This window comes from Haloarcula sp. CBA1115 (assembly GCF_000827835.1).
Classification (GTDB): Archaea; Halobacteriota; Halobacteria; order Halobacteriales; family Haloarculaceae; genus Haloarcula; species Haloarcula hispanica.
This window is the reverse complement of sequence record NZ_CP010529.1, coordinates 2,048,243-2,073,828: the sequence shown is the minus strand read 5'-3', so window position 1 is coordinate 2,073,828 and position 25,586 is coordinate 2,048,243. Positions and strand designations below refer to the sequence as shown.

Here is a 25,586-nt window from a genome sequence, read left to right as displayed (position 1 = left end):
CGATGGACGTGCTGGTCACCGGGGCCTGTGGCTACATCGGCAGCGCGCTGATTCCACTGCTCCGAGAGGACGACCGCGTCGACGACATCGTCGTCTTCGACGACCTGTCCTCGGGGTCGCCGCGGGCGCTGCTGGGGACGCTCGGCGACGGCCTCGCGTTCCGCCGTGGCGATATCCGCGAGTACGGCGACGTGGAGAGCGCCATGCGCGGCGTCGACCGCGTCATCCACCTCGCGGCTATCACGGGCGCATCGAGCACCCACGAACGCCGCGACGAGACGTTCGCCATCAACTACGACGGCACCGAGAACGTCCTGACCGCGGCCGGCAAACTCGGCGTCGACCACGTCGTCTTCGCCTCTTCGTGTAACGTCTACGGCCGCGCGACCAGCACCGACATCGACGAGACGGTCGACCCGGATCCCATCAACCCTTACGCAGAGACGAAACTGCAGTCCGAGACGCTACTGCAGGAGTACTGCGAGGAGTTCGATATGACTGGCACCGCCCTGCGAATGGCTACCAACTTCGGCCACTCGCCGGGCATCCGGTTCAACCTCGTCGTGAACTACTTCGTGTTCCGCGCGCTCACCGACCGCCCGCTCACTGTCTACGGCGACGGCTCGAACTGGCGGCCGTTCATCCACGTTCAGGACGCTGCCCGCGCCTACGCGGAGGCGGTGTGCGATCCCAAGTCCTGGGACGAACCGGTGTACAACGTCGGGTCGATGGAATCGAATTACCAGATTTCGGAGATTGCAGACATCGTCGCGGACGAGGTCGCTCCAGTCGACGTGACCTACCTCGAAGACGAGCATCCCGGTCCGTCGTATCACGTCAACTTCGACCGACTGAGCGGGACCGGCTTCGAACCATCGTGGACGCTCCGCGAGGGCGTCCGCGACCTCGCGGAGAAATTCACCACCAATGCCTGAGACAGAACCCACAGACAACACACCTCACATCGCCGTCACCGGCGGTGCGGGCTACATCGGCAGCCGCGTCATCTACGAGCTACAGCAGGCCCACCCCGACTGGGAGATAACTGCCATCGACAACTTCTATCGCGGTACCGTGCGGTCAGTCGGCGATGTCGACATCGAACACGTCGACATCCGGAACCGAGACCGTCTGGAGGCGGCGCTAGACGGGGCCGACGTTGTGATGCACCTCGCCGCGGTGTCGGGAGTTGACGACTGTGAGGAGAAACAGGACCTTGCCTACGAGGTCAACGTCCAGGGAACCGACAACGTCGCCTGGTTCTGTCGGAAGACTGGCGCAGCGCTGATTTTCCCGTTCTCGATGGCCGTCATCGGCGACCCACAGGAGTTCCCGATTACAGTCGACCACCCCCGAGACCCGCTGAACTGGTACGGGCGGACGAAACTGCTCAACGAGCGTGACATCGAGACGTACGCCGACGGCACGTTCCCGGCCCACCAGTTCATGATCTCGAACCTCTACGGCAGTCACGAGATAGACGGTCAAACCGTCTCAAAGGGGACTGTCATCAACTTCTTCGTGAACCGCGCGCTCGCCGGCGAGACGCTGACCGTCTACGAGCCAGGGACGCAGTCCCGGAACTTCATTCACGTCAAGGACGTGGCCCGGGCGTACGTCGACAGTTGCGAACGGCTACTGGAGCAACTGGACCGCGGCGAGACCGGCGTCGAGAAATACGAGATCGCCAGCGACGAAGACCCGGGCGTTCACACCGTCGCCAAACTCGTCGAGGATATCGCCGCCTCGGCCGCCGACATTGATGCCGACGTGGAACTGGTCGAGAACCCGCGTGGCGACGACGAGACGCTCGTCGATTCGTTCCCGGTCGACACCGGCCGAACGACGGACGTACTGGGCTGGACGCCGGAACACGACGTAGAATCGGCGATTCGAGCGGCGCTAGAGTCGGCAAACACGTAGACGGCGAGTCCCGATGGATTTATTCGCCAGACCGGAAAGAGAAGATACATGAGCGATACGCCCGGGGCGGGAGCGGTACTCGATGACCGGCCCGAGCTACGAGACGCGACAGCGGCGGTTCTGGCCGTCGACGACGAACAGGACGGCTGGACGTTTGACGACATTCCCATCGATTCGGGCCAGTTCGGTGAACTCGTCTCCGCGGGCATCGTCGAGAAAGACGGTGACGAGTACCGCGTCGCTGATCCCGACGCCGTGCGGGCCGCACTCGACGGCAAATCCGGGGTCGGCAGCGACAGCGAGAGCGGGACGGCTCTCGGTGACGCGCTGCGGTTTGATTTCGACGCGCGAGCAACTGGCCTGCTCGTCGCTGCTCTAGCGGTCGTGTTTGTCGCCCGAACGTACGTCATCGGGTCGATCTACCGCGGCGACGACATCGTCTTGTCGAGTAACGATCCGTATTACTACAGGTATCACGTCGAACAGGTCGCGGCCAACGCCGGCGGCGCGGCCGATTTCGGAGCGCTCTCCGTGATTCCGGATGTAGTAACCAACGGGGAGCCACTCACGATCGCGACGCTCTGGTGGGTCGCCAGCCTCTTCGGCGGGAGCAAAGCAGTTATTGGCCACGTTCTCGCCTGGTATCCGGTCGTGTCGGCACTCGTCACGGGCGTCCTGCTCTATCTACTCGCGGTGCGGGTGTCCAGCGATCGGCGTGTCGGTCTCGCATCGGTCCTCTTCCTGGCATTTATTCCCGGCCACGCCTTTCGGACGAGCCTGGGTTTCGCAGATCACCACGCCTTCGACTATCCCTGGCTGGGACTCACCGCGCTTGCACTCGTGGTCGCGCTAACGACGGCCACGAACCGAACGTCGCTTTGTCGACCACAGCCGTGGATCGCCGCGGTCGGTATCGGTGTCGGGATTGCCGGACAGGTACTTGCGTGGGAAGCCGGGCCATTGCTTGTCCTGCCGGTCTGTCTGGTGGTGCTTGGACAGACACTGCTGGATGGCTCAAACGACCGGTCGGCACTGGTCAGGAACGCGCCGGTCCTTGCCGGCGTTAGCCTCGGCGCGATACTCGCCTGGAGTGTTCATACTGTCACCGGCTGGCAGACTGCGCTCGTCGCTAGCACGCCAGCACTGCTGACGCTGGGCACTGTCGTCGTCATCGCGACAGCAGAAGCGGCCAGACGATTCGGTGGCACTGCCAGACAACTGGCTGTGGTCGATCTCGGGCTTGGCATCGTCACCATCCTCGTCTTTCGTTTCGGCTTCACAGAACAGTGGGCCACGTTCGACAGGCGGCTCGATACGCTGTTTCGGTCCGACGCGATCGCCGAGACGTACGGACTGTTCAGCGCAGACGCCTTCGGCTTCCTGTTCCTGCTCGGCCTGACACTGTTCCTGGCACTCCCGGCGATGGTGTGGGGCATCGACCTCGCTCGGAACGACCGGAGCGGCTGGCTCGTGGCCAGTAGCTATGCCTGGGTACTGCTAGCTCTTTCCGTGATTCAGGTCCGCTTCGTCGGGGAACTGGCCCCGTTTCTCGCGCTGTTCGCCGGCCTCGCGTTCGTCTGGGCCGCCTCGTGGGTCGATCTCGCCCGACCGGTGCTGACGACTGGCGACAGCGACCTTCGAGACGTACTCGTTCCCGACAGCCGGGCAGTTGCATCGCTGGTCGTACTGTTCCTGTTGTTCGGGGCCCTCGGGATGGTGCAGGTGCCGGTGAAGACGAGTCAGGTGCTCGTCGAGGACGGGACATACGACGCGGCGACTGCAATCGAGGCAGACGCCGCCGATCGCGGGCTCGAATACCCCGAAAACTACGTCCTCAGCCGCTGGGGACAGAACCGTATGTACAACTACTTCGTCAACGGCGAGTCACAGAGCTACGGCTACGCTCGCCAGACGTACGGGCCGTTTCTCGCAGCGACGGACCCCGACGAGGCCCACAATCGGATTTCCGGTCGAGTCGGATACGTCGTAACGACAGAGATGGAACTGGAGGAACCGAGCACGATGTACGCTCGACTACACCAGCACTTCGGAAGCCAGAACGGAGATGTGGACGGACTGGCCCGCTACCGGCCGCTCTTCACGAGCGAAGACGGGAGCCACAAGGCGTTCGCGGTCGTTCCCGGTGGGGAGATTCGGGGGACTGCAGCCCCGAATTCGACCGTCTCGGTCGTAACGACAGTCGCTGTCTCGGACAGAGAGGTCGACTACGAGCGCCAGACGACAGCCGACCGCAACGGTGAGTTCACTGTTACCGTCGCAAACCCCGGGACGTACACCGTGACGACCGATAGCGGAAGTGAAACGACTGTCGAAGTCACAGAACGGACAGTGTACGACGGCGGCAACGTCACTATCGAGTGATTTTCGGAGACAGACACGCTGTGGTTCTGAAGCGAAACGACCATTGTACCCACCGAAAGAACAGAGAGTGTGCGCGTCTGGGTTCGTGCCGTCATCGTACTTGTGCTGTGTCTGATACTCGGTGGACTGTTCGTCCACGCGGCAGTTACAGAAGAGCAGCGGTCCCCGTATCCAGATGCTGCGGACCTTTCGACCGGGTACGAGTCGTACGTCGGACAGCACCTCATGGTGTTTGGAACAGTGACAGAGACCGGCGATGGCGGAATGGCAATCAGGGCCGAAAGCGACGGGACGGCAATAACGCTCAGGGTCACTGGGACGGAAGCGGCCGTCGAACCCGGTGGCGTCGTTCAGGTGTACGGAACGCTTGAATCGAATCAGACGATAGCAGCCGAGCGCGTCGAAGTCGTCAACAGCAGTCGGTGGGCGGAGTTCTACAAGTACGGTGCCTCGGCTGTCGGCGCACTCGGATTCCTGCTCCTGTTCTTCCGGTATTGGCGAATTGACCGAGAGACGTGGACGATGGAGGCACGCAATGGCTGACCTGCTGACTCACCTGCTCGTACCATACATCCTTTTGACGGTCGCGAGTTGGCGCATCGACTGGCTCGATCAGCGCTGGGTCATCGTTGGGATGGGCGGTGCGGCGATTCCCGATCTGATAAAACTAGAAATCGTCCTTGAGGAGAAAACGGTCGAATCTATACTTGGACTCCCGTTTTCGTACGATCCACTCTCCACACTTGGCGGAGTTCTGCTACTGGCCGGTGTCATCACCGTCGCATTCGAGAGACGCCACTGGCGGCGCGTGTTCGGACTCGTGACGTTCGGCGGCCTCACGTCGCTGCTGCTCGATGGGATGCGAGTGTACGCCGACGGGCGAGCGAGCGCCTGGCTGTATCCGTTCACGAACTGGCGGCCGCCGACACCGAGCCTGTACGTGTCTTCGGACCCGACCGTGCTCGTTGTGGCGCTACTCGCTGCCGGCACGGTAGCCGTCATCGACAGGCAAATACAGGCAGGTAACTGACTGCGCTACCAGGTCAATCCTTCGTAGGTGATGCCGTCGCGCCGCTCGATGATGCGTCGACCGTCAACGACGACGGAGTCTGCCATCTCGTCGAACGCAGCGTCGAGCGCTGCGAACTCGTCCCAGTCAGTGACGACAACAGCGCCTGATGCCCCCGCGAGAGCGGTTGCGGCCGAGTCGGCGTACTCGATGTCGGGATAGCGTTCGCGCATATTCTCGGTGGCAACGGGGTCGTAGGCGACGATTTCCGCGCCACGTTCTTTGAGTCCCTCGATGACCGGAACCGCGCGCGTGTTCCGGATATCGTCCGTTCCGGGTTTGAACGCCAGGCCGAGAACGGCGATGCGTTTGCCGGACACGTCGACGTGGTCGTCAAGTAGGGAGAGGAGGCGCTTGGGCTGGTCGTCGTTCAGTTCTACGGCCGCAGAAAGAACAGCAGGGTCGTAGCCCTGTTCCCGTGCCGCGGCGATGATGGCATCCGTGTCCTTCGGGAAGCAACTGCCGCCCCATCCCACCCCGCTCCGGAGGAACTGTTCGCCGATGCGGTCGTCGAGTCCGATGGCATCGGCCACCTCGTAGGCGTCGACGCCGAACTCCTTGCAGATGTTCCCGATGTCGTTGATGAGGCTGACTTTCGTCGCCAGAAACGTGTTGTTGGCGTACTTTATCATCTCGGCCTCGGCGATACCGGTTTCGACGACCGGCACATCATCGTCAGCGGCCTCGCGAAGCGGTTCGTACAGTTCGTTGAGAAGCGCCGTCGCACGGTCGTCGTCCGTCCCGAAGACGAGTTTGTCGGGGTTCAGGAAATCCGCCACGGCCGTCCCCTCGCGCTGGAACTCGGGATTGGACGCGACGAGGAAGTCCGTCCCGCGTTCGAGACCGGCGTCGGCGATACGGGGGGCGAGCCGGTCCTCGGTCGTGTTTGGGACGACAGTCGACTTCGTGACGACGAGGTGTGGATCCGTTGCCGCGTTCTCGGCACCGGCCAGCGCCTCGCCGACGGATGCCGCACCGGCTTCCATGAACTGGAGGTCGATGCTCCCGTCGTCGTTCGAGGGCGTCGGGAGCGCCAGCATCGTCAGTTCAGTATCGAGGATCTCGTCGTAGTCGGTACTTGCCCGAAGTCGACCGCCGCCGTGTTCGGCGACGAGTTCGTCGAGGCCAGGTTCGTGTATCGGCGACCGGCCGTCGTTGACCGTGTCGACGATGTCCTCGTCGATGTCTATCGTTACCACTTCGTGTCCGAGATCCGCAAGACACGCCGCGACCGTCGTCCCGACGTATCCGCTCCCGACAATACTGACGTTCATCGGGCGGCAGTAGTCGAGGGGCGGATATTATAATTCGGATCTTATAATTCGACAAGAGTTTTATCGGACGGCCAACGAATTGAGATATATGAAAGCTGTCGTACTCGCCGCTGGTGAGGGGACCCGTCTCCGCCCGCTGACCGAAGACAAGCCGAAGGGAATGGTAGAGGTCGCGGGGAAACCGATTCTGACCCACTGCTTCGAGCAGTTGATCGAACTAGGCGCTGACGAACTGCTGGTAGTTGTCGGCTACAAGAAGCAGGCCATCATTAATCACTACGAGGACGAGTTCGAAGGCGTCCCGATCACCTACACCCACCAGCGCGAACAGAACGGCCTCGCACACGCGCTTCTGACCGTCGAGGAGCACGTCGACGACGACTTCATGCTGATGCTCGGCGACAACATCTTCGAAGCGAACCTCCGAGATGTCGTCAACCGGCAGGCGGAGGAACGTGCCGACGCCGCTTTCCTCGTTGAGGAAGTCCCATGGGATGAGGCCGGGCGGTACGGTGTCTGTGACACCAACAAGTACGGCGAGATCACCGAAGTCGTCGAGAAACCGGAGGACCCGCCGTCGAACCTAGTGATGACCGGGTTCTATACGTTCACGCCGGCCATCTTCCACGCCTGCCATCTGGTACAGCCCTCCAACCGCGGCGAGTACGAGATCAGTGACGCGATTGACCTCCTGTTGCACTCCGGGCGGACGATCGACGCGATCCGCATGGACGGCTGGCGGAACGATATCGGCTATCCAGCGGACCGCGACCAGGCCGAGAAACGGCTGCAGGGCGAGATTGACCCGGAAATGGCTGCCGAGAACATCGCTGCAAGCGAGTGAGGGCCACACAGGATAGCCTGGTCAGTAACCAGTGAGGACCACACAGTCACGTAGTTGGATCGACGCTGTGATAGCCGATACGACTGCGCTGGTACGTTCGTCGTGGGTGCGTCAGTACGCAAACAGCTCTCGTGCAATACTGTCTCTCAGTAGCACACCGTCTATTCAGGGCGGTTTGACTACAGTAGCTTCAGTATTTGAGTCCCGGGACGCAGGACTTATCCCGGAACTCGGCAATCACACTGATAATGGATAGTGGCTGGCGGTACCGGGTCGCAAGTGTAGCCGGCGTCGTCGTGCTGACAGCGGCCGCCGTCGCACTTGTTAACAACGCTACCATCCAGTCGATAGCGACAACCATCCCGGTGTTCAATCGGCTACCGACTGACCCCCCAACTGGGTCGGAGTTCACGTTTGAACTGTTGGTCACAATCGCAGTCGTCGTTAGTGTGTTCCTCCCACTGTACAAACCCCGCCCGCGAAGAATTCTCGACGCTATAGCACTGGCCCAGAAGCGGGTGCTCGTAGCAGTTCTTGTTCTGGCGACAATCGGCTACTTCGACTACACGTACCGATTGCCGCGCTTGACGGTCGTGTTAGTAACTCCCTTATTACTGGTCGCACTGCCCGCATGGTTCGTGTGGATTCGCAAGCGGCCGTCGTCAAACGGCGAACGAACCATCGTCGTTGGGGACGACCTCAAGGTGATAGAAGAAGTGGCAAGTGAAGTCGACGGGACGCTTCTGGGCTATCTCTGTCCAACGAGTGTCATTACGACAGTCGAACGGACCGAAGCCATCGCTGACGGCGGAACTAACACCAGTGGGTTGGAACGGCTAGGTGGCCTCTCGCGAATCGAGGACGTACTCGTCGAGTATGATATCGACACTGTTGTGCTAGCGTTTGAACATGCCGACCGGGCAGAGTTCTTCGGCGCTCTCGACGCCTGTTACGAGTACGGTGTCAACGCGAAAGTCCATCGCGACCATACAGACTCTGTGCTGACCGCCAGCGGTGGCGTCGGAACCCTGATCGACGTGGAGATCGAGCCATGGGACATACAGGACTATATTCTCAAGCGCGCGTTCGATATCGCGTTTGCATCGGCTGGGCTGGTCGCGCTATCGCCCGTGATTATTGGCATTATACTTGCGATAAAAGCAGAAGACGGTGGCTCAATACTGTACCAGCAAGACCGAACAGCAGTTTTCGGAGAAACCTTCTCCATCTACAAGTTCCGGTCGATGATCGAGAACGCCGAAGACGAGACCGGCGTGAAAATCAGTGACGAGGATGCGGGTGGGATCGATCCACGCGTGACATCGGTTGGCCGAGTGCTGCGACAGACGCACTTGGATGAGATCCCACAGCTCTGGTCGATACTACGGGGAGATATGAGCGTCGTCGGCCCACGGCCAGAACGGCCGGAACTGGACTCGGATATCCAGAGCGGTGTCGTTGACTGGCAGAAACGATGGTTCGTCAAGCCAGGCCTGACCGGGCCTGCCCAGGTTAATCATGTGACTGGAAAAGAGCCGAGCGAAAAGCTACGATACGACCTCGAATACGTGCGTGACCAGTCGTTTAGCTATGATATGAAGCTTGTTTCAAGGCAGGTCTGGAGCGTTCTTATTGACCTCGTGATGGCATACAGAAATCGGTGAGAACTGGCAGGCCATTGTACGACCCACTTGCTCCAGTATCGGCCGGAGTACACCGTTCGTAGTGAACTCACGTATCTCCGAAAAACGCTCCAGCAGAGGGTATCGCGGCACAAACCCTGGGAAGCATACGAGTTATACACTCTATGCACGGTGCTGTCACATCTTAAGTTGCGCGACCCTAGAGAAATTCTGCCCCCACCTCTGTAGCCTGCTCTGGAAAAGCGAGCCGCTCCGGTTCAACAACAGCTAAATTAGTGGCAACCCCGATCCGGTAGAGCTCTCAGAGAGCCGCAAATAGCCAGCTACGCGCTGCTCACTCGACTGTCACGCTTTTCGCCAGATTCCGCGGCTTGTCAATGTTCCGCCCCAGCAACGCAGCCGTGTGATACGACACCAGTTGCAGATGCGTGTTCGCCAGCACTGCAGCGGCTCGCGGATGGGTCTCCGGAATCTGGAGCACATGGTCGGCGTACCGTTCAACGTCGCTCTGTCCGTCCGTAATCGCGACCACCGGCGCGTCCCTTGCTTCGACCTCTTTGACGTTCCCGATCGTCTTGCGGGTGCGCTCGTCGTCACCAGTCACGATAGCGAACACGGGCGTGTTCTCGGTCACCAGCGCCAACGGGCCGTGTTTCAGCTCACCCGCAGCGAAGCCCTCGGCGTGCTTGTACGTAATCTCCTTCATTTTCAGCGCGCCTTCGAGCGCCACGGGATTCTGATACCCGCGGCCGATGAAGAAGTAGGCGTTGGCGTCTTGATACAACTCAGCGACCTCCTGAGCGGCAGATTCGTCGAGAACCTCCTGAACGTGGCCGGGGAGGTCGCGGAGCGCGCTGATGACCTGCCGGGCGTCGCCGGTTGTGGACGTTCCGAGCGCGAGCAGGTTCAGCGCGGCCAATTGTGAGGCGAAAGTCTTGGTCGCGGCGACGCCGATCTCCGGCCCAGCACGGATGTACAGCGCGTGATCGCACTCGCGGGCCGCGGTAGAGCCGACGACGTTGGTCACGGCCAGCGTGCGCGCGCCACGGCGGCGGGCCGCCCGAAGTGCCGATAGCGTGTCCGCGGTCTCGCCGCTCTGTGTGACGCCGACGACGAGCGCGTCACCGATGGGTGGCGTGGCAGTGGCGTACTCGCTTGCGAGGAACGCCTGGGCGGGGATACCGGCTTCGCGGAACAGTTGCGCGCCGTGCAGGGCGGCGTGGTAGGAGGTCCCGCAGGCGACGAACTGGACGCCGGTCGGGGAGAGATCTCCGAGGTCGCCGATGTCGACCGTCCCGGCGAGTTCGTCGACGCGGCCGCGGAGACACTGCCGGAGCGCGCGCGGCTGTTCGTGAATCTCCTTGAGCATGAAGTGGTCGTAGCCGCTCTTGCCGGTCTCCTCGGGGTCCCACTGGATAGTGTCGATGTCTTTCTCGACGACATTGCCGTCGATGTCAGTCACAGTCCACCCATCACCGTTGAGTCGGGCGAACTCGCCGTCAGCGAGATAGACGACCTTGTCGGTGAAGTCCCGGAAGGCGGGTACGTCACTGGCCAGATACGTCGCATCGTCGTCAATGCCTAACACGAGCGGCGAGTCGTTCCGCGCGGCGAACACCGAGTCACAGCCGGCGATGACGACGGCGACGGCGTAGCTGCCTTCAAGTCGGCTGACCGTCTCTCTGACAGCGTCTTCGGGGTCGGCTCCGGCGTCCAGCGCGTCCTCGATGAGATGGGGGACGACCTCCGTATCGGTGTCAGATGTGAAGGTGTGGCCGGCGCTCACGAGTTCGTCTCTCAGGGACTGGTAGTTCTCGATGATACCGTTGTGGACGACTGCGACCTCACCGGTGCAATCCTGATGGGGGTGGGCGTTCTCGTCGGTCGGCGGGCCGTGCGTGCTCCAGCGAGTGTGGCCAATGCCGACCGAGCCCGAGAGCGTCCGTTCCGACAGCGCGTCGCGCAAGTCGGCGATTTTGCCGGAGTGTTTGCACAGGTCGATGTGGCTGTTCGCCAGTGCGACGCCAGCGGAGTCGTACCCGCGGTACTCCAGTTTCGAAAGGCCGTGGACGAGCGTATCGAGCGTCTCGTCGCCGCGGCCGACACAGCCGATGATACCACACATCAGCGGACCACCTCCGCGCCCTCGCGGACGGTTCCATCGACTGTCACGCCAGTGGCGAGCCGAGCGTTGGGGCCCACGAGCGATCCGGAGACGAAGCTCACGTCCCCGAGCGCAACAGCACGGTCGGCAATAACGGCACCGAGCCGCTGGTCTTCGAACACTTCCGTGCCGACCTGGACATCGGCCGGGCCGCCGGGGACGACCGTATTGACGCCCAGGTTCACGTCCTGACCGGTGACAGTATCGATGAGGGTCGAACTCGGGTCGACACGCGTATCGGCGTCGAGGACGGTGTGCTGGATGACACTGTTGGCCCCGATAGTGGTGTTACGGCCAAGCGCGACGTTCGGACCGATGACAGCGTCCGGTCCGACCTCGCAATCCGGGCCAATGACGACCGGCGACTGGAGGGTCGCCTCGTCGTGGACGCGTGCGGAGTTGTCGACCCATACCTGCTCGTCGCGGGCCGATTCGACGACCCGACCCCGCGCCAGTACCTCGCGCGCGACGGTCAACAGGTCCCACGGGTATGTCGCGTCGACCCACATGCCGTCGACCTCGACTGCCTGAATGCGGTCAGATTCGAGCAGGAGTTCGATAGTGTCGGTCAATGCCAGCTCGCCGGCGTGCCGCGTCGTTTCGTCGATAGCCTCGAAGATGTCGCCGTCGAAGGCGTACACGCCGCCGTTGATGAGCCTGAACTCGTCGTGTTGGGGCTTTTCGACGATGTCGACAATATCGCCGTCCTGTACCTCGACGGCACCGTACCGACTGGTGTCCTGTCGTTCGATGACAGCGATGCTTGTGTGCCCAGTCTCCGCGTAGGAGGTATCTACCGACTCGATAGTGGCCGCGTCGACGAGACGATCACCGTTCATCACCAGAACCGGGCCGTCGACGACGCTCCGCGCCTGGAGGAGCGCGTGCCCGCTACCGAGCTGTTTCGTCTGGCTCACGTAGGAAATAGGAGTGCCACGGTACGTCGGCCCGAAGTGGTCCTGAACGCGGTCGCGCTTGTAGCCGACGACGGCGACCAGCTTCTCGATGCCTGCCTCGACTAGTGCGTCGAAGACGTGTTCGAGGATCGGACGGTTCGCGGCCGGAAGCATTGGTTTTGGCCGGTTTCGCGTCAACGGCCGGAGGCGAGTCCCTTCACCCGCAGCGAGGACCACAGCCGTATCGATGTGCATACCTGTTGCAGACGGAGGAGGGGCTTCAATATGGCGGCCTTACCGAGATTGGTCGGCGTCTACTCGCCACGCATGTCCAGTTTGTGGCGTCGAAACCGAACGGGAGGGAGCGTCCGAGACAGTCGGTCCTCGCGATGCTTCACTGGTTCCGGGTACGGACTACTGCTCGCCCATCCGCTCGCCGGCGACCCGACGGCCCTTCGTCGTCAGATTCACTTCCGTCCGCTCCCGGAGCACGCTTATCACGTCGAGTTCGATCAGTCGGTCGAAGATTTCCTCGGTTTTCTCAACGTCAATGCCGACGAAGTTGGGAATGTCGAACGGCGACACGCCGGAGTGCAGCGCCATGATTACCCGCTTCTCAGTCGAGCTCAGGTCCAGATCGGCCTGGTTCTGTTCGGCGCTCTCTTCGAGCATCGTCCGGAGGACGGTTGCGTGGAACTCCTCGCCCGCGAGATGTGTTTCGACGCTGATGTCGTCCTCGCTGTGCTCGACCTGAATGACCGTCCGTTCCTCGCCGCTGACCTGCTTCTCTTCGACAGCGAGGTCACCGATGTCGGCGCGGTCGATGACAACGGCTTGCCCGTCAGCCATCGCGAGTTTCAGCGCCTCGTCGGTCACTTTGAGGCGACCCTTCGTCCACTCGGCGGACTGGACGACGCCGCCTTTCAGTGCAGGGTGTTGAACCAGCACGATTGCGCCGTCGAGACTCGCCCGGTAGAAGTCGGTCTCGAACGTCCCGTGGTCCGATGCCGACACGAGGATAACGTCCTCGCCGACGTAGAGCGCGACGTAGTCGGAGACGCCGGCGCTCTGCTGGTTCACGTCGAACCGGTCGGCGATACGGTCGATGTCGGTCAGTGAAATCTGTCGCTTGTCGTCACCCAGCAGGGCGACCCGCTCGGTGGTAAGGATAATGCGACAGTTTCGCCACTCGGCGTCGGTGAGGCGCTGGCCCTGTGAGACCGCCTGAAGGAACTGCCCCTTCGTATCGGCGATCTTCTTTTCGGTGTCGCTCATACCCCGTACCGGCCTCTCGTACACTCGTTGACCGCAGGACTCAATATAAGTTCCGTCGCCAGTGTCGAAAGTGAGAACGGCCGACTGCACTGGTGAGCCACTCACAGCGGAATCGTGCACAATTAGATAGGATATTTTTTGAGTACGGCGGTGTACTGTCAACTGATGACACGGGGTGACGAACCGGATCGGGGCCAGTCCCAGACGGGGCGAGAGACAGTCGAACCACCGGACTGGTTCGTCGAACAGGCGAACGTGACGGACCCGGCCGTCTACAACCGCTTCGAACGGGAGTGGCCCGATTGCTGGCGCGAGGCCGCCGCGTTGCTTGACTGGGAGGTCCCGTTCGAGACGGTGCTCCGTGGAACAGACGGGCCACCGTTCGAATGGTTCCCCGGTGGCCGATTAAACGCCGCATACAACTGTCTCGACCGACACCTCCCCGAGCGGAAGAACCAGCTCGCACTGGTCTGGGAGGGGCACCTCGGCGAGTCCCGCACCTACACCTACCTCGAACTGTACCGGGAAGTCAACGCCTTCGCCGCGGCGTTGCGCGAGCGCGGCGTCGGCCCGGACGACGTGGTGACGCTGTACCTGCCGATGGTGCCCGAACTCCCGGTCGCGATGCTGGCCTGTGCGCGCCTGGGTGTGCCACACAACGTCGTCTTCGCCGGGTTCTCCGCGGACGCACTGGCGACGCGAATGGAGCGAGCCGACTCGGAGTACCTCATCACCTGCGATGGCTACTACCGCCGCGGTAGCGCCGTCGCACAAAAGAACAAGGCGGATAACGCGCGCATCGCCGTCGACCACGACGTGTCGGTCGTGGTGCTCGACCGGCTGGGCCGTGATGTGCACTTAGGCGACGACTACGACGACTATCACGACCTGCTGGCGGCCCACGAGGGCGAGGAAGTCGAGCCGGTTTCGCGGGCGGCGGACGACCCGCTCTTTCGCATCTACACATCGGGGACGACCGGCCAGCCGAAGGCCGTCACCCACACGACCGGCGGGTATCTCGCACACGTCGCCTGGACCGCCCGGTCGGTCCTGGATATCAAGCCCGAGGACACCTACTGGTGTTCGGCCGACATCGGCTGGATTACCGGCCACTCCTACATCGTCTACGGCCCGCTCGCGCTCGGCACGACAACAGTACTGTACAACGGTACGGCGGACCACCCGAAAAAAGACCAGCTGTGGGAACTCATCGAGAAGTACGCCGTCGACGTGTTCTACACCGCGCCGACAGCCGTTCGGGCGTTCATGAAGTGGGGCGAGGAGTACCCCGACCGACACGACCTCTCCAGTCTACGCCTGCTGGGTACGGTCGGCGAACCGATGGATGCTCGCGCATGGGAGTGGTATCGCGAGCACATCGGCGGCGGCGAGTGCCCCATTGTCGACACATGGTGGCAGACCGAAACCGGAGCGGTGCTCGTATCGACGTTGCCCGGCGTCGACGAGATGAAACCCGGGGCCGCGGGAACGCCGCTGCCAGGAATCGAGGCGTCCGTCGTCGACCGCGAAGGTGCGGCGGTCGAGTCGGACACGGCCGGCGAACTCGTCGTGACGCGCCCCTGGCCGGGGATGCCGCGCGCGTTACTCGACGGAGCGGACTGGGGCAGCGTCCCGGACAGCGCCGGGGACTGGCGGTACTACCCCGAAGACAGCGTCTCGGTCGACGACGACGGTTACATCACCTTTCTCGGTCGGATCGACGACGCGATTAACGTCGCCGGCCGGCGGTTCAGCACCAAGGAACTTGAGTCGACGGTCGCCGGCGTCACCGGCGTCGCCGAAGCCGCCGTCGTCGGGGCCGACGACGAGACGACCGGAACAGCGGTGTACGCGTTCGCCTCTCCGGAGGACGGCTACGCCGAGAGCGAACTCCGGACGGCCATCGAAGATGCCGTCGTCAACGCTATCGGCGGTATCGCCCGCCCCAAGGAGATCGTGTTCACGCCCGACCTTCCGAAGACGCGCTCGGGCAAAGTTATGCGCCGCCTGCTGACCGCAGTGGCGAACGACGAGGAACTGGGCGACACCAGCGCGCTACGGAACCCCGAAATCCTCGGCGAAATCCAGTCGACGACGAGGAGAGAGTAAGACGTTTCGTCTTTCTATATATCTCCGAAATATTTTCGTGGCAACAGTGTTCTTAGCGACTGTTTTATCGTGGCTCTCTCGTCTATACGCACGGTCTGACCGCAATACTTATTTCGGTATTCTGTAAATTTCCGAAACACATGGACGGAGCAGCCGATCAAATCGGTAAGCGAGGGTACGAAGAGCTCCGTCGCGCGGCCGAGACACACCGGGCCGACCTCGTGCTCCGGTTCGGTGCGGAGGTCGGACTCCGGCCGGCGGAGATGACGGCCGTACGGCTGACCGATATCACCGAGTTCGAGGGCCATCACCTGCTTGCTGTTCGGAACGGCAACGAGATTGTACGCGAAACGTACCTCCCGGACTCGGTCGAACACGACATGCGGAAGTACGCAAACGCGTCCGGGAAAGCCGATGACGAGCCGCTGGTTTCCGTTTCCCCGCGGCGGCTCCAGATGCTCGTCAGCGAGGTGGCCGACCGGGCCGCCGAGACGGCGCCGCACCTGCGAGGGGTTTCCTCGCGCGACCTCCGATGGCGGTTCGCTGCGAGTCTGCTGGACGACGGCGTCCCGCCGGACGTGGTCTGCGCGCTCGGCGGCTGGGACCGCCTCGACCGACTGGACCCCCTGCTTGACGAACCGGACCGGGAAACCATCGTCGCGGCCGTTGACGGGTCCGTCAAGCGGGCAGCCTCAAGCGAGTCCCAGCGACCCGTCGACTGGATTATGACGGTCAGCGAGGCGCTTGCGGCCGCCGCGACCGGCGAAGCAATTGCGACGGCAGTCTGTGACCACCTGACCGAGACGGCGGGCTTCGAGTTCGCCTGGCTCGCCGAGCGTACCGGCGACGGGCTGACACTGCGCACGACGACAGAGATCTCGGAGTCGGCCGTCGAGCGCCAGATTCACGAGCATATCGAGTCGGTCACCGCGCCGCTAGACGTGGGCGAGGTTCGTGTCGTCGACGACAGCGCCGGACCGGTCGCTCTGGTCCCGCTCGTCAGAGAAAACGCCGTCTCCGGTGTCATCGGGGTCGGTTCCAGGGAGGAGCTTACCGACGCGGAACGCGCCGTACTGTCCGCACTCGGGGTTCAGGTCGGCCACGCACAGGTCGCCGCCGAACGCAAGCGACTCCTGCTTGCCGACACGGTGACCGAGTTGGAGTTCCACTGTGCGGACGGGCGAACCTTCACCGCCGGGGTGTCCGGGGCGTTGCAGTGTACGGTCGAACTGTCCGGCGTCGTTCCCGTTGCGGGCCAGTCGCTGCTGTACTACCTGATGGTCGAAGGTGCCTCGGCCGACGCGATACTGTCGTACGCGGACACCGACGACGGCGTGACCGACGCCAGACTCCTCGAAGAGCACAGCGACGGCGTGCTACTGGAGGTCGTAGTCACCGACACGCCAGCGCTCCAGTTGGTCGAGAGCGGTGGCCGCGTTCGCTCTGTGACGGCCACCGACGGCGTGGCGACTATCGCCGTCGAGCTCCCCAGCGAGGCCGACATCAGACCGACAGTCAACGCCGTCACCGACGCCTACCCGGAGACGTCGTTAGCGGCGAAGCGAGAGACGGAACGGCCGGCCGAAACAGAGACAGGGTTCCGCGACCGACTGACCGACACGCTCTCCGACCGGCAGGAGACCGTCCTCCAGGCGGCCTACCACAGCGGCTACTTCGAGTGGCCCCGCGGGTCGACCGCCGAGGAGCTAGCGGAATCGCTAGACGTCTCGTCGCCGACGTTACACAATCACCTCAGGAAAGCCCAGCAGAAGGTCCTGACCGCGTTTTTCGACGACCGGCCGACCGAACCGCGACAGCCGACCGACAACTGAAACCCTGTTTCATGTTATCGTAGTTAGACCCCCCGTTTATATGGCCACTGTGAAATATCGATGATAGACCATGTCAGATGAAGATGTCCAACTCGAAGCACGGCTCGAAGAACAGGAGGTTTTCGAGCCCCCGGAGTCGTTCGTCGAGCAGGCGAACGTCACGGACGAGGGTATCTACGAGGAGTTTACCGAGAACTGGCCGGAGTGCTGGGAGGGGGCCGCCGACCTGCTCGACTGGGAGGAGGGTTACGATCAGGTACTCGACGACTCGAACCCGCCGTTCTACGAGTGGTTCACGGACGGGAAACTAAACGCCTCGGCGAACTGTCTGGACCGCCATTTGGAGGAGCGCGGCGACGAAGCCGCTATCGAGTGGGTGGGTGAGCCGGTCGAGGAAGACAACATCACCTACACCTACGAGGAACTTCACCAGAAGGTCAACGAGTTCGCGGCCGGCCTGCGGGAGATGGGCGTCGGCGAGGACGACGTCGTGACGATGTACATGCCGATGATCCCGCAGCTGCCGATAGCCATGCTGGCCTGTGCCCGCATCGGCGCGCCACACTCCGTCGTGTTCGCCGGCTTCTCCGCGGACGCGCTCGCGACGCGGATGAACTCCGCCGATTCTGAGTATCTTGTCACCTGCGACGGCTACTACCGACGAGGGGACCCGCTCGACCACCTCGACAAAGCCAACGAGGGGCTGAGCGGCGTCGACCACGAGGTCGAACGCGCCATCGTCGCCGAGCGCCTGATGGACGGCGACGGCTTCGACCACGACTACGCGGGCAATCAGGTCGCCTTCGACGATGTCATCGCCGACAACGAGGGCGAGACGGTCGAACCGGTCGACCGCGACGCCGAGGATATGCTGTTTCTCATGTACACCTCCGGGACCACCGGGAAGCCGAAAGGCGTCAAACACTCCACGGGTGGCTACCTCGCGTGGGCAGCCTGGACCTCTCAGGCAGTGCTCGATATCAAACCCGAGGACACGTACTTCTGCTCGGCCGACATCGGCTGGATTACCGGCCACTCCTACATCGTCTACGGCCCGCTCGCGCTCGGGACGACGACGATGATGTACGAGGGGACACCGGACTACCCCGACAAGGACCGCCTCTGGGACATCGTCGAGGAGTACGAGGCCGACCAGCTGTACACCGCGCCGACGGCCATCCGCGCGTTCATGAAGTGGGGCAAGCAGTACCCCGAACAGCACGACCTCTCCAGCCTGCGCCTGCTGGGGACGGTCGGTGAGCCGATCAACCCTCGCGCCTGGAAATGGTACTACAAACATATCGGGGGCGAGGAGTGCCCCGTCGTCGACACCTGGTGGCAGACCGAGACCGGCGGCATGATGATAACGACGCTGCCCGGCGTCAAGGACATGAAACCCGGGTCGGCCGGGCCGCCGCTACCGGGCAACGACGTCCGCATCGTCGACACCGAGGGTAAGGAAGTCGAACCCGGCCGCGCCGGCTACCTGACCGTCGACAAGCCGTGGCCCGGCATGCTCCGGACGCTGTACAAGAACGACGAACGGTTCATCGACGAATACTGGGCCGAGTACTCGGACACCGATAGCGACGACTCCGACGACTGGGTGTACTTCCCCGAGGACGGAGCGAAGATCGACGACGACGGCTACATCACCGTGCTGGGGCGGGTCGACGACGTGATCAACGTCTCCGGCCACCGCCTCGGGACGATGGAGATCGAGAGCGCTATCGTCGGCGTGGAAGGCGTCGCCGAAGCCGCTGTCGTCGGTGGCGACCACGATATCAAGGGCGAAGCGGTGTACGCGTACGTCATCACCGAGGACGGCTACGAGGAAGACGAAGACCTCCGTAGTGCGATTATCGACGGCGTCGAGGACGCTATCGGGCCAATCGCGCGGCCGGAAGCCGTCATCTTCACGCCCGAACTGCCGAAGACCCGCTCCGGGAAGATCATGCGCCGCCTGCTGGAAGACATCGCCAACGGCGAGGAACTGGGCGATACGAGCACGCTGCGAAACCCTGACGTCGTCAGTGATATCGAGACCAAAGTCCAGGGTGACTGAGCCGTAGCGGCGAACAGCACCACGAATTTTCAACCTATCAACCCATGTCAAGAGACACGCCTGCGGATCGAGAAGAGTCAACTATCCACTCAGATGGCGGCACGGAGGCCGCCCACGAAGACATCGACTACCTCGACAGGGAGGTGAACCTGTTACGGCCGAGCACGCCGTTCATGCGCGACCACCTGAAGATCATCTGGAGCAGTTTCGTGCTCTGGGCGCTGGTCGTGTTCGGGCCGGTGACGCTGACCGCGCTTGCGCCGGAGATGATGACCGTGCAGACGCCCATATTCGGCTTCCCGCTGCACTACTTCCTCGTCTCGCTCGGCGCGCCAACGGGTGCGCTCATCCTGGCAGTCGTCTACACCCGCTACAGGGACCGACTCGACCAGAAGTACGGTATCGACCCCGATTCCGTCGAGAGCACGGCTCCCGAGACCGGCGAGGCGACGGCCGCTGACGGGGGTGTCGAGCAGTGACGGTCCCGTTACAGGCGGAAGCGCTGGACATCTCGTTCAAACTCGTTCCGGCGATCATCGTCTTCTTGATGATGGCCTCGTTCCTCGTCATCGGCTACGTCTTCAAGGTGGCCGACACCGAGGGGATGTGGGTGGCCGGCCGCGGCATCGGGAACATCGAGAACGGGATGGCCATCGGCGCGAACTGGATGTCCGCCGCCTCGTACCTCGGGCTGGCCGGGCTGGTCGCGCTCTCGGGCTTCTACGGCCTAGCGTTCATCGTCGGCTGGACGACCGGCTACTTCATCCTGCTCATCTTCCTGGCCGCGCAGATGCGCCGGTTCGGGAAGTACACCGCGCCGGACTTCGTCGGCGACCGGTTCAACTCGCCAACTGCCCGCGCGCTGGCCGCGTTCACCACGCTACTCATCGCGTACGTCTACTCCGTCGGCCAGGCCCGCGGCATGGGGCTGGTCGGTCAGTACGTCTTCGGCCTCGACATCATCCCGATGATCGTCGTGATGATGACCATCACCGTCGGCTATCTCGCGCTCTCGGGGATGCTGGGGGCGACGAAAAATATGGCCGTCCAGTACACCATCCTCATCGTCGCGTTCCTCGCGGGCGTGTACGTGGTCGGCTTCTCGCAGGGCTACTCGACCATACTTCCACAGATCGAGTACGGCGCGCTGATCGCCGACCTCGGTCGCGAGTTCTCCGCACCGTTCGTGAACCAGCCGTTCTACCTCTGGATCGCGACGGCGTTCTCGCTCATCGTCGGGACCTGCGGCCTCCCGCACGTCCTCGTCCGGTTCTACACGGTCAGAAGCGAGCGCGTCGCTCGCTGGTCCTGCGTGTGGGGGCTGTTCTTCATCCTCCTGCTCTACTGGGCTTCGCCCGCGATGGCGGCCTTCGGCGTCGATCTCTTCCAGACGACGACCGGTGCGAGCGCCTACGCCGCCGAAGGCGGCATGTCCGGCGCTGAGGGTGACGTGATCGTCGTGCTTGCCGCGCAGTTCGCGAACCTCCCGACGTGGTTCGTCGGCCTCGTCGCGGCCGGTGCGATGGCCGCGGCTATCGCGACGACTGCCGGGCTGTTCATCACGGCCTCCTCCGCGGTCGCACACGACATCTACACCGAACTGATCAACCCCGACGCGACCCAGCGACAGCAGGTGCTCATCGGTCGCGGGACGATCATTGGCATGGGCGCGCTGGTAACGGTGACCGCGTTCAACCCACCGGCGCTCATCGGCGAACTGGTCGCCTACGCGTTCTCGCTGGCCGGCGTCGTCCTGTTCCCGATGTTCTTCCTCGGCCTCTGGTGGGAGAACACGAACCGTCAGGGCGCGCTGGCCGGGATGGTGCTCGGCCTGCTCATCTGGATCACCTCGATTATCAACAGCGTCCTGCCGAACTACATCGGTGCGCTCGGCGCAGCCGCTGGCGAGGGAGGTGCACTCGTTCCGATATACGCCCAGTACGTCCCGCCCATCGGCGCTGCGCTGATCGGGACGCCGGTCGTGTTCATCGTCACCATCGCCGTCTCGCTGGCGACGCCCGAGCCGCCCCTGGAGACGAAGAAGATGGTTCGACAGTGTCACAGCCCCGAGCCGATGGGGCAACAGGAAACCGCCGCAGACGTCGTCGGTGACAGCACCAGCGGCGGCACCCCCGCAGACGACTAAACCCATGTACGACAACATTCTCGTTCCGACCGACGGCAGCGAAACCGCCGAAAACGCGGTCGACCAGGCAGTCGACATCGCCTCGAAGTACGGCGCAACGGTCCACGCGCTGTACGTCGTGGATGTCGACGCCACCAGCTACTCGCTGGGGACAGAGCAGGTCGACCGCATCCGCCAGGGGAACTTAGAGGAGATGACCGACATAAAGCAAGACGCCGACGACGCCACCGGCTACGTCCGCGACCGCGCCGCCGAACACGGCCTCGAAGTCGAAGAGCACATCACCGCCGGCGAACCGGCCCGCGCCATCCGGAAGTTCGTCGAGGACAACGACATCGACCTCGTCGTGATGGGGTCCCACGGCCGCTCGGGACTGAAGCGCGTCATCCTCGGCAGCGTCACGGAGAAAGTGCTCCGCCGGACGCGACTGCCGGTGCTCGTCGTCGACGTCCACGGCGAGACGGACGTTGAAGACTGACAGTACCATGGCACTGAATCGACACCAATCGCTGCGGACCTCGCGAGGCCGCCGATGAGCGTCGTCGACACCCTCCGCGACCACGTCCGCGACCACAAGCGAGGGATGTTCGTCGACCTCGTGTTCGCTATCGCCTGGGTAACCGCCGTGAGCGTCATCTTCGACCTGCTGTCGGCTCCGCAGTGGGTCTACTACCTGACGCTCGCCGGCGGCGTCGTCGCGTACTACGGTTTCTTCTGGTCGCTTGAGCTGGCGATGGAACAGCAGTAGGTCGGGCTCCGTTTGTCACGGTGGCGACGGATTCACAGCCAGTTCACGAGGGGTTTGTGAAACATACACGGATAGTGGCTGAATCACCGCCGTACCCGGGCCATCCAAGCACCCCTCTATTCTCAAGGCCGTAGAATTTCGGTCTCGCCGGTACTAATAAGACCATGTAGGTGCATTGACTCTTTCGACGGCAGCAGACGCTGTGGAGTTCAGCAATGATATACGAAAGTTCGACGGGAGAGTACTACAGTGGTCTCGACATCTGGATGCGCTTTGAGTCGGGGTTCTGGGAACCACACGATTGGAGTCAAGCGACAGGACAGGAGTGGGTACAGACCGAGGCGGGTGAAGTCCTCACCCTGACGCCGGTCCCGGAGTCGGACCTCCCGGACGGGGTGTCGGTGACGGAAGCTGAGGACGTCGAGTACCTGCGTGAGTGAAAACGGCGAGACGGAAGCAGGGCACGAGTCCGGCTGTACTGACTGGGCTACATCGGAACCCGACCACCGCTAGAGGCAAGCCACGCGTCGCAGTGGCGGTACCGCTCCACTGCCCCGGATCAGAATCGGTCCTCGCCCGACTTTTGTTGGCTCGGCGTCAGGGAAAATCGTTCAGAGGCGCGTAGCGCCACGCCGCTCACGAGTCACTGCGTTCCTCGTTCGCTATCCGAGGACCTTCCCTCCGGTCGGCCCCTCGCTATTTCTCACTCATCGCCTCACTCGCCATATTCCGCCCCTGCGCGTTCAACGCGACCTCGGTCCGAACCCGGACCTCGTCAACCGCCCCAATATCAAGCAGTTTCTGATAGATTTCCTCGACCTCGTCGGGCGTCGTTCCGACGAAATCAGACATCTCGAAGGGAGAGACACCGGAGTACAGCGCCATCAACACCTGGCTCTCCATCTCCGAGAGTTCGTAATCGTCCTCACGGTCCTCGATAACGCGGGTGAACAGCGTCTTCAGCGCCCGCGTGTGGTGGTCCATCCCCGAGATGTGGGTCTCGACGCTGCGGTCCTGGTCGTCAGTGTGTTCGACCTCGATGACCTCCCGCTCCTGGCCCATCACGGTACTGGTCCCGGTTTCGATAGTTCCGACGTCCTCTATTTCGAAGGACATACTCTTGCCACCGGGGAACTGGAGGCGGATGATGTCATCGTCCAGTTGAAACCGTGCCTTGCTCCACTCGGCGTCCTCCTGAACGACGCCGCCGACGACCGCCTGCTGTCGCGCGAGGATGACCTCGCCCTGTAGCGTGGCGCGGACGTACTCCGTCTCGAAGTCGTCCAGGTTCGGCGTGTCGACGAGCAGAACGTTGTTGCCGACCTCCAGCGCGGTTGCACCGCCGGTCCCGCCGTCGGGGACCAGATCGTCGGGGTTCGACGGGAGGGTGATGTTGGAGTGTGGAATAGGCTGTTTCGAGCCGTTCGTCGCCAGAATGAGTCGCTTGTTGGTGACGATGAGTCGACAGGAACGCCACTTCGGGTCGGTCACCGTGTCGCCATCGCGGACGACGTACTGGAAGTCCCCCGATGTGTCGACTAGTTTGCGTTCGTCACCACTCATGGCCGCTGGTACTACAGATTTGATGCCAAGGGATAAATAACTTCCATCGTCGCCAGCACGGCACTGGTCGATACCACCCGGTCTGTGTCACCCAGAAACCGTTCACTGCCGGCAAATCGGGCGAAACTCGGCTGAAATCGGCCTGACTATCTGCCGGCTCCTTTACCCTGGGACGGCTGTAGAACAGTGTATGCACGATCCACAGCAGTCAGGAACGACGTCTCGACGCGACTATCTGAAAGCCGCCGGCGGCCTCGCGGCAGCGAGCACGGTCGGCCTCGCCGGCTGTTCCGGGAGCGGTACCGAAACAGGCACGCTCGCGACACAGGTGACCGACCAGCCGGGCGACATCGCTGATTTCGAATCGTGTGTCATCACGATGGCCGGTATCTGGGTAAAGCCAGTCTCAGAGGAGGACACAGCGACCGAAGAATCGACGACAGCGGACACGAGCGACGCCCGCGAGTACCACGAGTTCGACGAGGCCCAGGAAGCCGACCTGGTCCAGTTGCAGGACGGCAACACCTCGCTCGTCGACGAGACCGAACTCGAGGTTGACACCTACGAGTTCCTCCAGCTCGACGTGACAGGCGTCGACGGGACGCTCGCAGAGGGCGGTGACGCGACGGTCGATACGCCCGGCGACGCGCCGCTACAGTTCACGCAGGAGTACGAAATCCGCGCGGATACCCGCACCGTGTTCACGGCCGACTTCACCCCGGTCAAGCGTGGCCAGACAGGCGAGTACATCCTTCAGCCGGTCGCCAGCGGCACCGAAGTCGAGTACGAGGAGTAGGCCGCCCTCTGGTCGCTACAGCGCGACGAGCAGCCCGCCGACGACGCCCAGCCCGCCAAACACCGTACAGACCGCCCAGAACGGGACCTGTCGCACCAGGCGGACCAGCGCATCGACGGTGAGGTAGCCGACCACGGCACTCACAGCGAGGGCGACAACGGCCGGCAGCGGGTCGATTGCCGGCACGCCGTCGTCAACGAGGACCAGTACGTTCGCGGCGAGCGCGGCCGGAATCGACAGCAGAAACGAGAGCCGAAGCGACGACTCGCCTTCGTGGCCTCGGAGCAGCAGGGCACTCACCGTCGTCCCGGACCGGGAGACACCGGGAAGGATAGCCAGGCCCTGCAGGACGCCCACCAGCACGGCGTCGACCCCGTCCGGAATCTCGCGCTCACCAAGCGATAGCGCCGCGGCGAACCGCTGGAGCAGACCGGTGACGACGAGCAGGCCGCCGACCAGCGCCAGAAAGAGCCCGCCCTCAAGATTTGAGACAGCCGCGTCGAGCACCAGATACGCGGGAAGACCGGTGACGGCGGTCGCCGCCGTCGCGATGACGATAAACGAGAGGTCCGCCGTCTCGTCGGCGAACGGGCGACGGGAGAGTTCTCGGATCGAACGCAGGATGGTTCGAACTTCGGTGCGGTAGTAGGCCGTCGCCGCGACCGCTGTCCCGGCGTGGAGAAAGAGCGCGAGACGGGTCGCGGCGGCCGGGGAGACGCCAGTGGCCACCGTCGACGCGAGGGCGACGCCGCCCTCGCTGGAGACCGGAATCCACTCCAGTATCCCTTGCAGCAGGCCCAGCAGAATAGCGACGAGAATCGGGTTCATACCCACGGAGCGGACGCCGCGGGACAAAG

The 25,586-nt window shown here is 63.0% G+C and carries 22 protein-coding genes; 16 read left to right on the top strand and 6 right to left on the bottom strand.

Translation table 11 applies throughout. The features are described 5' to 3' along the window. Positions 1-2 precede the first annotated feature (2 nt). From SG26_RS10330 to SG26_RS10310, 5 genes are all read left to right on the top strand, one after another. Positions 3-935: an NAD(P)-dependent oxidoreductase gene (locus tag SG26_RS10330; protein ID WP_050037527.1), complete on the top strand. Its 933-nt coding sequence runs from the start codon at positions 3-5 to the stop codon at positions 933-935. Continuing rightward, on the top strand, positions 928-1,923 hold the full coding sequence (locus SG26_RS10325) for an NAD(P)-dependent oxidoreductase (RefSeq protein ID WP_014039472.1): 996 nt from the start codon (positions 928-930) through the stop codon (positions 1,921-1,923). The genes SG26_RS10330 and SG26_RS10325 overlap by 8 nt, the downstream gene beginning before the upstream one ends. Before the next feature lie 48 nt (positions 1,924-1,971). Next, a complete protein-coding gene (locus tag SG26_RS10320) occupies positions 1,972-4,305 on the top strand; it encodes an STT3 domain-containing protein (protein ID WP_050037526.1) in 2,334 nt (777 codons plus the stop codon). 69 nt (positions 4,306-4,374) lie between these two features. After that, positions 4,375-4,848, top strand: a complete 474-nt coding sequence (locus SG26_RS10315; RefSeq protein WP_050037525.1) for a hypothetical protein — start codon at positions 4,375-4,377, stop codon at positions 4,846-4,848. After that, on the top strand, positions 4,841-5,335 hold the full coding sequence (locus SG26_RS10310; RefSeq protein WP_050037524.1) for a hypothetical protein: 495 nt from the start codon (positions 4,841-4,843) through the stop codon (positions 5,333-5,335). The genes SG26_RS10315 and SG26_RS10310 overlap by 8 nt, the downstream gene beginning before the upstream one ends. 5 nt (positions 5,336-5,340) lie before the next feature. Here SG26_RS10310 and aglM read toward each other — a convergent pair whose 3' ends face one another. Next, positions 5,341-6,648 (bottom strand): UDP-glucose 6-dehydrogenase AglM, encoded by a 1,308-nt coding sequence (aglM, locus tag SG26_RS10305; RefSeq protein WP_014039468.1) that lies wholly within the window; start codon positions 6,646-6,648, stop codon positions 5,341-5,343. Between the two features lie 88 nt (positions 6,649-6,736). Between aglM and aglF the strand changes: the two genes are divergently transcribed. Next, on the top strand, positions 6,737-7,492 hold the full coding sequence (gene aglF, locus SG26_RS10300; RefSeq protein ID WP_014039467.1) for a UTP--glucose-1-phosphate uridylyltransferase AglF: 756 nt from the start codon (positions 6,737-6,739) through the stop codon (positions 7,490-7,492). A 248-nt stretch (positions 7,493-7,740) separates the two neighbouring features. After that, complete coding sequence (locus SG26_RS10295; protein ID WP_014039466.1) at positions 7,741-9,156, top strand: sugar transferase; 1,416 nt, start codon at positions 7,741-7,743, stop codon at positions 9,154-9,156. A gap of 313 nt (positions 9,157-9,469) precedes the next feature. Here SG26_RS10295 and glmS read toward each other — a convergent pair whose 3' ends face one another. From glmS to SG26_RS10280, 3 genes are all read right to left on the bottom strand, one after another. Further along, positions 9,470-11,260: a glutamine--fructose-6-phosphate transaminase (isomerizing) gene (gene glmS / locus SG26_RS10290; protein ID WP_014039465.1), complete on the bottom strand. Its 1,791-nt coding sequence runs from the start codon at positions 11,258-11,260 to the stop codon at positions 9,470-9,472. After that, a complete protein-coding gene (gene glmU / locus SG26_RS10285; protein WP_050037523.1) occupies positions 11,260-12,450 on the bottom strand; it encodes a bifunctional sugar-1-phosphate nucleotidylyltransferase/acetyltransferase in 1,191 nt (396 codons plus the stop codon). Before glmU ends, glmS begins: the two co-directional genes overlap by 1 nt. Positions 12,451-12,609: 159 nt before the next feature. After that, entirely contained in the window at positions 12,610-13,470 is an 861-nt protein-coding gene (locus SG26_RS10280; protein WP_014039463.1) for a CheF family chemotaxis protein, read from the bottom strand. Positions 13,471-13,635: 165 nt separating this feature from the next. On the opposite strand from SG26_RS10280, the gene acs (SG26_RS10275) reads away from it, so the two are divergent. The 8 genes from acs (SG26_RS10275) (at position 13,636) to SG26_RS10240 (ending at position 22,810) form a co-directional block, all read left to right on the top strand. Beyond that, the gene (gene acs, locus SG26_RS10275; RefSeq protein WP_050037522.1) at positions 13,636-15,579 is read left to right on the top strand and encodes an acetate--CoA ligase; all 1,944 of its coding nucleotides are present in this window, start codon (positions 13,636-13,638) and stop codon (positions 15,577-15,579) included. Positions 15,580-15,719: 140 nt separating this feature from the next. After that, positions 15,720-17,411, top strand: coding sequence for a bacterio-opsin activator domain-containing protein (locus SG26_RS10270; RefSeq protein ID WP_050037521.1), 1,692 nt, complete (start codon positions 15,720-15,722; stop codon positions 17,409-17,411). A 70-nt stretch (positions 17,412-17,481) separates the two neighbouring features. Beyond that, positions 17,482-19,476 carry an acetate--CoA ligase gene (gene acs / locus SG26_RS10265; protein ID WP_050037520.1) on the top strand — a complete coding sequence of 665 codons (1,995 nt, stop codon included), beginning with the start codon at positions 17,482-17,484 and terminating at the stop codon, positions 19,474-19,476. A gap of 44 nt (positions 19,477-19,520) precedes the next feature. Continuing rightward, complete coding sequence (locus SG26_RS10260) at positions 19,521-19,955, top strand: DUF4212 domain-containing protein (RefSeq protein ID WP_014039459.1); 435 nt, start codon at positions 19,521-19,523, stop codon at positions 19,953-19,955. Further along, the gene (locus SG26_RS10255) at positions 19,952-21,622 is read left to right on the top strand and encodes a cation acetate symporter (protein WP_050037519.1); all 1,671 of its coding nucleotides are present in this window, start codon (positions 19,952-19,954) and stop codon (positions 21,620-21,622) included. Before SG26_RS10260 ends, SG26_RS10255 begins: the two co-directional genes overlap by 4 nt. A 4-nt stretch (positions 21,623-21,626) precedes the next feature. Next, positions 21,627-22,100 carry a universal stress protein gene (locus tag SG26_RS10250; RefSeq protein ID WP_014039457.1) on the top strand — a complete coding sequence of 158 codons (474 nt, stop codon included), beginning with the start codon at positions 21,627-21,629 and terminating at the stop codon, positions 22,098-22,100. Between the two features lie 54 nt (positions 22,101-22,154). Then, positions 22,155-22,370 (top strand): hypothetical protein, encoded by a 216-nt coding sequence (locus tag SG26_RS10245; RefSeq protein WP_014039456.1) that lies wholly within the window; start codon positions 22,155-22,157, stop codon positions 22,368-22,370. A 215-nt stretch (positions 22,371-22,585) separates the two neighbouring features. Continuing rightward, positions 22,586-22,810 carry a hypothetical protein gene (locus SG26_RS10240; protein ID WP_014039455.1) on the top strand — a complete coding sequence of 75 codons (225 nt, stop codon included), beginning with the start codon at positions 22,586-22,588 and terminating at the stop codon, positions 22,808-22,810. A gap of 256 nt (positions 22,811-23,066) precedes the next feature. Here SG26_RS10240 and SG26_RS10235 read toward each other — a convergent pair whose 3' ends face one another. Then, the gene (locus tag SG26_RS10235) at positions 23,067-23,933 is read right to left on the bottom strand and encodes a CheF family chemotaxis protein (protein WP_008311015.1); all 867 of its coding nucleotides are present in this window, start codon (positions 23,931-23,933) and stop codon (positions 23,067-23,069) included. Between the two features lie 190 nt (positions 23,934-24,123). On the opposite strand from SG26_RS10235, the gene SG26_RS10230 reads away from it, so the two are divergent. Next, positions 24,124-24,729 carry a DUF4382 domain-containing protein gene (locus SG26_RS10230; RefSeq protein ID WP_014039454.1) on the top strand — a complete coding sequence of 202 codons (606 nt, stop codon included), beginning with the start codon at positions 24,124-24,126 and terminating at the stop codon, positions 24,727-24,729. 15 nt (positions 24,730-24,744) lie between these two features. Here SG26_RS10230 and SG26_RS10225 read toward each other — a convergent pair whose 3' ends face one another. Beyond that, on the bottom strand, positions 24,745-25,557 hold the full coding sequence (locus SG26_RS10225) for an undecaprenyl-diphosphate phosphatase (protein ID WP_050037518.1): 813 nt from the start codon (positions 25,555-25,557) through the stop codon (positions 24,745-24,747). Positions 25,558-25,586: the final 29 nt, after the last annotated feature.